Genomic DNA, 3,703 nt, shown 5'->3' on the forward strand with positions numbered 1-3,703 from the left:
AAAGATCCGCAGCGGCGCTTACAGCAGTTGGAATGGGCTGGGGAGTTGCACATTCCCTTCACCACGGGGCTGCTCTTGGGCATCGGCGAGTCCCCAACCGACTGGCAGGATACCTTGAGGGCGATCGCTGAGGTTCACCAACGCTATGGCCACATCCAGGAAGTGATCCTGCAGCCCCATCGTCCTGGCACATCCCAAACCTGGGGTGGGGAAGCTTTTGATGCCAACCGTCTGCCCGACGTCGTGGCGATCGCCCGCCAACTGCTGCCGCCAGACATAACTCTACAAATTCCGCCCAACCTAGTTTCTGTCCCTACTCTGCTTGCTTGTCTGGAGGCCGGCGCGCGGGACGTTGGCGGAATTGGCCCCACCGATGAAGTCAACCCCGACTATCCCCATCCTTGCGATTGCACCCTAGCCCATCATCTCGAACAGGCCGGCTGGGATCTGCGCCCCCGCCTACCTATTTATCTCCACCATGATGACTGGCTGGCTCCAGATCTGCACAATAGAGTCAGAGCCTGGCGACAGCGTCTGGGATCATGATGGAACGAAGCAAAGAGCAGCCATGACGATCGGCATTTGGGTTTTGGGAGATCAACTCTGGCAGGAGCAGGCGGCCCTGGCCAGTTGTGTAGATCAACGGGCCGCGACGCCCGTTCTATTGATCGAATCGCGGCAGCAGGGGCGATCGCTGCCCTACCATCGGCAGAAGCTGGTGCTGGTCTGGTCAGCCATGCGACATTTTGCCGAGGAACTCCGCCAGGCTGGCTGGTTCGTAACCTACGCGATCGCGGAGTCCTTTGAACCAGCGCTGCGGGATTGGGTGACTGAGCAGGGGATCACGGAACTGCGGGTGATGGTGCCCAGCGATCGCCCCCTGCAGCGCTGGTTGGCGGCCCTAACGTTGCCCTGTGACCTCACCCTAGTGCCCAACAATCATTTTCTGTGGGATGCGGAAACGTTTCACGATTGGGCAAAGGGAGGAACCCAGCTCGTCATGGGCAACTTCTACAGCACCGGTCGCCGTCGCTTTCAGGTGCTGATGGAGGGCAAAAAGCCTGTGGGAGGACGCTGGAGCCTGGATCAAGACAACCGCAAACCGCCTAAGACTGGTCTGAATCCACCGCCGCCCATCTGGTTTGAGCCCGATGCCATCACCCGCGCCGTCATGGCGACTGTGGAGCAGGACAATGGGAGCCAGTATGGAGCGATCGCTCCCTTTGGGTGGGCGGTCACCCGCTCCCAAGCTCTACAGGTGCTGGACTACTTTATCGACCATCGCCTCCCCACTTTTGGCCCCTATCAAGATGCCATGGTTACGGGGCAGGACACGCTCTGGCACGCTCTGCTGTCGCCCTACCTCAACCTCGGCCTACTCCATCCCTTAGAGGTGATCCGAGCAGCGGAGGCGGCCTACTGGGATCGACAGCTACCGCTCAACAGCGTCGAGGGATTTATCCGCCAAGTGCTGGGCTGGCGGGAATATATGCACTGCATTTATCAGCACCACGTTAAGGATGATTACCCTCAGAGCAACTGGTTTGGGCATCATGAATCCTTGCCGGCCTTCTTTTGGGATGCTCAGAAGACCGACATGAACTGCCTGCACCAAACCCTGGATCAGGTCGAGCGCACCGGCTATGCCCACCATATTCAGCGACTCATGATCTTGGGCAACTTCGCTCTGATTGCCGGCCTTGAGCCCCAAGCGGTGGAGCAATGGTTCCACGCGGTTTTCATCGATGCCTACGACTGGGTGATGCAAACCAATGTGCTGGGGATGGGGTTGTTTGCCGATGGGGGAATGCTGGCCACCAAGCCCTACGCCGCCTCAGCCAACTACATCAACAAAATGAGCGACTACTGCAAAAGCTGTCGCTATGATCACCGCGATCGCTATGGAGACCATGCCTGTCCATTCAATATGTTCTACTGGGACTTTCTCGATCGCCACCGAGAAAAGCTTCAGTCCCAGGGACGGATGAGTTTTATTCTCAAACACCTCGACAAGATGACGGATGCAGAACGTCAAACCCTGCGCCAGAAAGCCCAATCCTGGCATGATCAAACCCCAAAACTTGCGCCGAGAGCCATCGATCAACCCTAGTTAATCTAGGAGCGATCGCCCCTTTCCGGAGGGAAAGTCCTCAAATATTCGTGATCCCCTCTTGCCAATCGTGTCCTACAGTCAGACACTTAGGGGGAGAGAAGATGGCACAATTTAAGAGGCAGTTAAGAGGTTCTTGTGAAACGAGTACTCGCAATCATCCTGGGAGGGGGTGCCGGCACCCGTCTATATCCACTCACTAAGCAGCGTGCAAAGCCAGCCGTACCTCTAGCTGGTAAGTATCGCCTGATTGATATTCCGGTTAGCAACTGCGTTAACTCCGAAATTCTTAAAATTTACGTTCTAACCCAGTTCAACTCCGCGTCCCTCAATCGACACATTTCTCGGGCCTACAGCTTTTCCGGGTTTAGTGATGGATTTGTGGAAGTGTTGGCTGCTCAGCAAACACCGGATAACCCAAGCTGGTTTCAAGGAACGGCGGATGCGGTCAGAAAATATCTCTGGTTGCTGGATCAATGGGACATTGACGAGTTTTTGATTCTCTCCGGGGATCATCTCTATCGCATGGACTACCGCTTGTTCATCGAGCGCCACCGCGAAACCAACGCGGATATCACCCTATCGGTTGTGCCCATTGATGAGAAGCGGGCCTCTAGTTTTGGGTTGATGAAAATCAACGACGCCGGGCGAGTGATTGATTTCTCAGAAAAGCCCAAGGGCGACGAGCTAAAGGCGATGCGTGTCGATACAACCACCCTAGGGTTGACGGCTAGCGAAGCTCAGGAGATGCCCTACATTGCCTCCATGGGTATCTATGTCTTCAAGCGTCAGGTCTTGTTTGATCTGCTGCAAAACTCGTTAGATCAAACGGACTTTGGTAAGGAAATTATTCCTGCATCAGCGAAGGATTACAACGTTCAGGCCTACCTGTTTAAGGGCTATTGGGAAGATATTGGAACCATTGAGGCATTTTATGATGCCAACCTTGCCCTCACGGCACAACCCAATCCTTCCTTCAGCTTTTATGACAAAACAGCGCCTATTTACACCCGGGCTCGCTATCTGCCGCCCACCAAGCTGCAAAACTGCCAAATCACGGAATCGATGATTGGAGACGGCTGTATTCTAAAAGAATGCCAAATCCATCACTCTGTTTTGGGTATTCGCTCGCGGGTGGAAACGGGCTGTAATATTCAAGATTCTCTATTGCTGGGCGCTGACTATTATCAATCCCAGGTTGAACGCAAGGGCGATCGCGATGATTCTGGCATTCCCATTGGCATCGGCCCGAACACCACCATTCGCCGAGCCATTGTGGACAAAAATGCTCGCATTGGTCAGGATGTACAGATCATCAACAAAGACCGTGTTCAGGAAGCAGAACGGGAAGGGCAGGGCTTCTACATCCGCAGCGGTATTGTGGTGATTTTGAAAAATGCTGTGATTTCCGACGGTACGATCATCTAAGCCCAGCTCGCGATATCCCACTGTTCAGCAACGGGTTTCCCCCTAGGCATAGGCAGCTAGGCGAGGATCCTGAGGTGTTATCTCACTCTAGTTATGGTGGTTCTACCCCATCCCTGCTTGACTGGCAACACTCGAAGACCCGCACCCCAAACCCCGCTCCCAGAA

3 protein-coding genes are annotated in these 3,703 nt (G+C 54.7%); all 3 read left to right on the forward strand.

The window, feature by feature from the left end; genetic code table 11:
• The coding region (cofG, locus tag V6D20_23430) for a 7,8-didemethyl-8-hydroxy-5-deazariboflavin synthase subunit CofG (GenBank protein HEY9818731.1) at positions 1–546 on the forward strand (546 nt) is incomplete at its 5' end.
• Positions 547–568: 22 nt separating this feature from the next.
• The gene (locus V6D20_23435; protein ID HEY9818732.1) at positions 569–2,110 is read left to right on the forward strand and encodes a cryptochrome/photolyase family protein; all 1,542 of its coding nucleotides are present in this window, start codon (positions 569–571) and stop codon (positions 2,108–2,110) included.
• A 138-nt stretch (positions 2,111–2,248) separates the two neighbouring features.
• Positions 2,249–3,538, forward strand: coding sequence for a glucose-1-phosphate adenylyltransferase (locus V6D20_23440; protein ID HEY9818733.1), 1,290 nt, complete (start codon positions 2,249–2,251; stop codon positions 3,536–3,538).
• Positions 3,539–3,703: the final 165 nt, after the last annotated feature.

The sequence above is a fragment of the Candidatus Obscuribacterales bacterium genome (assembly GCA_036703605.1).
In the GTDB taxonomy this organism is placed as follows: Bacteria; Cyanobacteriota; Cyanobacteriia; order RECH01; family RECH01; genus RECH01.